4 protein-coding genes and 1 pseudogene are annotated in these 4,812 nt (G+C 41.6%); 3 read left to right on the top strand and 2 right to left on the bottom strand.

Features of this window, described 5'->3' with window-relative positions; genetic code table 11:
- The 3 genes and pseudogenes from FJQ58_RS32715 to FJQ58_RS00295 all read left to right on the top strand — a co-directional run.
- Positions 1-390: pseudogene (locus FJQ58_RS32715) on the top strand (hypothetical protein); the annotation flags it as partial.
- A gap of 54 nt (positions 391-444) precedes the next feature.
- Complete coding sequence (locus FJQ58_RS00300) at positions 445-660, top strand: hypothetical protein (RefSeq protein WP_139990477.1); 216 nt, start codon at positions 445-447, stop codon at positions 658-660.
- Positions 661-1,130: 470 nt separating this feature from the next.
- The gene (locus FJQ58_RS00295) at positions 1,131-1,379 is read left to right on the top strand and encodes a helix-turn-helix domain-containing protein (RefSeq protein ID WP_139990476.1); all 249 of its coding nucleotides are present in this window, start codon (positions 1,131-1,133) and stop codon (positions 1,377-1,379) included.
- Between the two features lie 146 nt (positions 1,380-1,525).
- Here FJQ58_RS00295 and FJQ58_RS00290 read toward each other — a convergent pair whose 3' ends face one another.
- Both FJQ58_RS00290 and FJQ58_RS32190 read right to left on the bottom strand, forming a co-directional pair.
- Complete coding sequence (locus FJQ58_RS00290; protein WP_139990475.1) at positions 1,526-4,567, bottom strand: type I restriction endonuclease subunit R; 3,042 nt, start codon at positions 4,565-4,567, stop codon at positions 1,526-1,528.
- On the bottom strand, positions 4,560-4,812 hold a 253-nt coding region (locus tag FJQ58_RS32190; RefSeq protein ID WP_476641258.1), incomplete at its 5' end, for a restriction endonuclease subunit S domain-containing protein. The genes FJQ58_RS32190 and FJQ58_RS00290, both read right to left, overlap by 8 nt.

The following is a 4,812-nucleotide window of genomic DNA, read 5'->3' as shown; positions in this document are numbered from 1 at the left end:
CAACAGCACCCCGTGAGTAAAAAAGAAGTCCTTGATCACTATTACGCGGTTCGTGAACATAAGAACGCACTAGGAAGTTTGGGCCTATTACCACATGGCCAGGATCTGCTTAATCGCTATGAAAAATCATTGGATCAAGGATATGACTTCGAAGACTGTCTTCAACATGCCACTTGGCTGCTTAAAAACGTTCGTGTACCCCAGTGGTGCTTCCCGTACTCCAATATTGTTCTCATCCAGCCTGAGCTGCTGTATGTGCCCAGCAACAAAAATGCTATCGACTTTTTTAAGGCCTTTACATCTTGGGCACCCCAATATCATGCATATTCTCTCGAAAATGGCTCTCTTCATTCTTTTCAACAATCTGGGGTCAATAAATTCATAAGTTAATCATCCAAGGGCTCTTTTGAGCCCTTTATTCTAGTTCATAAGGAGATGTTAAATATGATCATTACTCACCATGCCATTCAGCGGTTTCAGGAGCGAATTACAAGTGCGCCGCGCGATGCGGTCGAAACCTTTATTGCACAAGACATTAAACACGGTGATTTCTTATACAGTTATAATGGGGTCGAAAAATGGAGAAAAGATGAGGTAACCTATGTCGTTGAGCGACAGAATGGCGCAGAACCCAAAGTGTTAACACTATATTTGCATTAATGTTAATATTAGCATTAACATTATTTATCAGCCATAGAACAACCCTTGGCTTCACATTTGGCAAATAGAAAAAGCCTAAGGGGTGCTTTCCCATAGACTTTTCTAACCGATGCTTTCGGATTATAATCGAATATATCATAATTGTATAATTTTAACAACAGTAATAATAAATCTTAAATAGGGTGGAAAAATTGAGAAGAACGTAGTTACCTATGTCGTTGGGCGACAGAATGGCGCAGAACCCAAAGTGAAAGTGTTAACATAATATTTACATTAATGTTAATGTAAATATTATGTTTTTTGAGCAACGGAATAATTCGTATTCGCCGCTTATTGTCTTATTTAAAGCCTAGCTTAGCATCGCTTTTCCTCGTTCTATCAAAATAGTCATGGTTCAATAACATATTGGTATAAAAATGTATTTTCAAATGCTAACTGATAACTTATAGTTGATTAAAGGAGGTCTTTAAATGACTTTTGGTGATTACATTAAAACAGGTCGAGCCGCAAAAGGCTTAGGAAAATCGGAACTTGCTCGGCGAGCGGGAATTACCCCTCAATATGCCCGTGATATTGAAGATGATCGCACAGTACCCTCCGAAGAAAAGATTGAGCTGATTGTCAATGTTTTGGAGCTCGATGAGAGAATGGCATTTAAACTAGCGAATAAGCTGCCTGTACGGATAATTGAACAGGCAAAGAAAGAATTTTACGCTTAATAGACTATTTTCCATAAAAGAAGAGCCGCAGATAAGTTTCGCGGCTCTTTGCTATTCAAAAGATCACAACAAGCTATTGCCGAGACCTTTTGATTTACCCCAAATAACAAGAAAATGGTTCAGCATGCCTTAATGACCTCTTTGGTTTATGCAGACGTAAGCGGCCAGTCCTTATACTGCTCCTTTGCCTGTTCAATAATAGCATTCGTTAAAAATCGCAATTGCTCACGGTTTACTTTTTCTCTCATCAAGACCAATTTTACTGCCAAGTTCACCTTTGCCAATACATCTGCTCGATGCGGATTGGTCCAATCAATTTTAAATTCCTTTTTCATCGCAGCCACAACTTTATGTACAAGGTCTGCCATAAAAGCATGACTAAAAGCCTCTTCTTGCATGTTTTCGATAATGTGGTAAAACGCCATTTCTTCTTCAGAGAGCCCTAACTCGTCCTGGGATCGCAGCTCCTCATCCACGCCATTCCGCACTTCCATCATCATCCGAATGACTTCGGCGGCAGTTAACACCCGATTGTGATACTCTGATATTGCTTTCTCTAATGCTGCTTTCAAGGACTTTTGCTTCGGATTCGTTTTCTTCAGCTTAAACATAATCTCGTCCTCAAGGAGTTTTTTTAGAAGTTTGAGTCGAAGATCGACATGTTTCTTCTCTATCAGATCCGACATAAACTTCTCATCGAGAATCGAGATGTCAGGCCTTTCAAGGCCTGCAACCGCAAAGATATCAATGACTTCTCTTGCTTCAAGGCTGTCATCAACCAGTCTATTGACGGCTTTTTCGATATCCCCTTTTCTAGCTCCTGGTGCGGTGACCTGGATGTATTTTCGAACTTGTACGGATAGAATGTCGTACAAAACGACTTCATTGGCGACAGGAATGACACCTTTGAGATGCTTCACAAGTTTATACGCATTCATAAGTTTCAACTGTGCAGTTAAAAAGCCTTCTTGACTTGGTCCCAATAGATAATTCACAAGTTCTGCGATAAAATCATCTCGCTGAATCTTGTCATAGGAACGCCATTGGATTACTTCCGTCCCTTCTGGTAAAAATGAACGAGTGGTTTCGAGGTGCTCTTCGAAAATCGCGACCGCTGCCTCAATATCAAACGTAGGTGCACCTTTTCCACCACCCCCAGTGTACTTCTGCGTTGCTTCCTTTAAACTGGTCGAAATTCCGATAAAGTCAACTACGATACCGCCTTCTTTACCTGGGAATACTCGATTCACGCGTGAAATCGCTTGGATCAAGTTATGTCCTTTGATCGGTTTATCGACATACATATACTTCATCGGAGGGAAATCAGATCCTGTTAAGAACATATCTCTGACAATGATAAGTTTAAGCGGATCTTTGGGATCACAAAGCTTGGCTTTGATCGCTTCGCGCTCCTCTTTGGTTTTAATGTGGGAATATTCACTCCCAGGCTGCTTGTCACGCCAGGTCGCATCATCTTTGGAAACATCACCCGTCATTACAACCTCAACGGGAGGGCAGCCAGGAATAGTACGCAGGTGATTGTACAGGGCTACACAAATCTTTCGGCTCATACATACAATCATCCCCTTGTCCTGTGATGAGGACACGTTTGAGAAATGATCAACGATATCTTGGGCTAAGCGTTTTAGTCTAGGTACCGTGCCAACTAACATTTCTAGTGCCGTCCACTTCAACCGTGCCCGATCCTGCTCACTTTCGGAATCTGCTTGTTGTATCAGCTCTTGAAAATCTTCATCAAGTTGAGCATTCGTCAGATCAACAGGAATTAATCGGGACTCATAATAAATGGGTACGGTCGCGTGGTCTAATACCGCTTGCTGCATGTCGTACACATGTATCAGGTTGCCAAACAATTCGACGGTATTGCGATCGTCAAAGTCTACTGGAGTACCTGTAAAAGCAATGTGAGATGCATTTGGGAGAGCGGTACGAAGGTTACCTGCGAATCCTTCCATGGCGTATTGTGTGCGATGGGCCTCATCCGAGATAACGACTAAATTCCTTCGCTCCGACAGCACAGGATGAAGCGCTTCTTTATTTTGATCATCACCTTTAAGTCGAAATTTTTCAATCGTCGAAAAGATAATTTGGCCCGATTCATTTTTCAATAGTTCACGTAGATCATCAGTAGATTCCGCATGATGAACGACACCAACAAGCCCTTGGCCGCCCACAAAGGTGTCAAACAATTGATTATCCAGATCGCTTCGGTCTACTTGAATGACAATCGTTGGATTACCCATCTCAGGGTTCCGAATCATGATGTTTGCAAAAAAGAGCATAGAAAACGACTTTCCTGATCCTGTGGCATGCCATATGACCCCAATTTTACGGTCACCTTCTGGTCGGGTCGCCCTTACCGCTTCCTGAACGGCAAATTGCACGCCGAAGAATTGGTGGTACTTACCCCCGATCTTTGTAACCCTTCCCTNAAAATTACGAATATAGGCAAGAATTCTATCCTTAGGGAACATTCCTTCGATCATAGTTTTCATAGAGTTAATGATGTTGTTATCTACTAATCTTCCATCGATAGACTTCCATGCAGCGTAATAATCAATAGATTCTCCAGGCATTCCGTGCAGCGTAGTCACACCGTCTGAGATAACAGAGAAAGCAATAAAGTTGAATAGCTGTGAAATGTCACTGGTATAGTTAGTAACTTGGGTATAAGCATCATCAATCGTAGCATTCTCGTTGTAGGGGCTTTTCAGCTCAAAAATAACCATAGGGAGTCCGTTTACATACACAATGATGTCGGGTCTCCGTGCCATGCGGCCATCAATAGCAAGCTGATTTACAACCAGAAATTCATTGTTTTCTGGGTTTGACCAGTCAATAGGGTAGACATGGTGGAAGAACTTTTCAATGCCCTTCTCATAGGAAAATTCATAGCCCTTAGTCAACATTCTATGAAAGGATTCATTTCGCTGTACAAGTGTTACTCCATCTGGATTCATAAATTGGGAAGCCAGGACAGGAATTTGATAAGAAGGAATGGCGGGGTACGCCCGCCGTAAAAATCCTTCTAATCTATCTTGCAGCACTACTTCATTTAGGTTGGTCCTCTCCAATATTTGGCTTGCGTGGAGATAATCGTAACCCATTTGTTTGAGCCGCTCTATGGTGGTTTCTTCAAAATCCGATTCATATAAACCTCTAGCCATGAGAAAGGACCTCCTGAATTTGCTCCTCGGCTGCCTGAACCTCGATGTCGCCTGATAATAGACGTGGTAATAAGTAATTACGTATTAATTCAAGTGTGCTGGTTTCTTTTTTATTAATACGAATTTTCCCAAATATATCATCTATTTTTTCATTGAAAACCAGTCTAACGGCTTCTTTTGGATAGATGAAAGGTATAGAATTTAAGTTTGTTTTCGAAATTTTAGGTTGCACCGCTCCTGTTACG

Source organism: Paenibacillus paridis (assembly GCF_006345825.1).
In the GTDB taxonomy this organism is placed as follows: domain Bacteria; phylum Bacillota; class Bacilli; order Paenibacillales; family Paenibacillaceae; genus Pristimantibacillus; species Pristimantibacillus paridis.
This window is presented reverse-complemented; position numbering and strand designations above follow the sequence as displayed.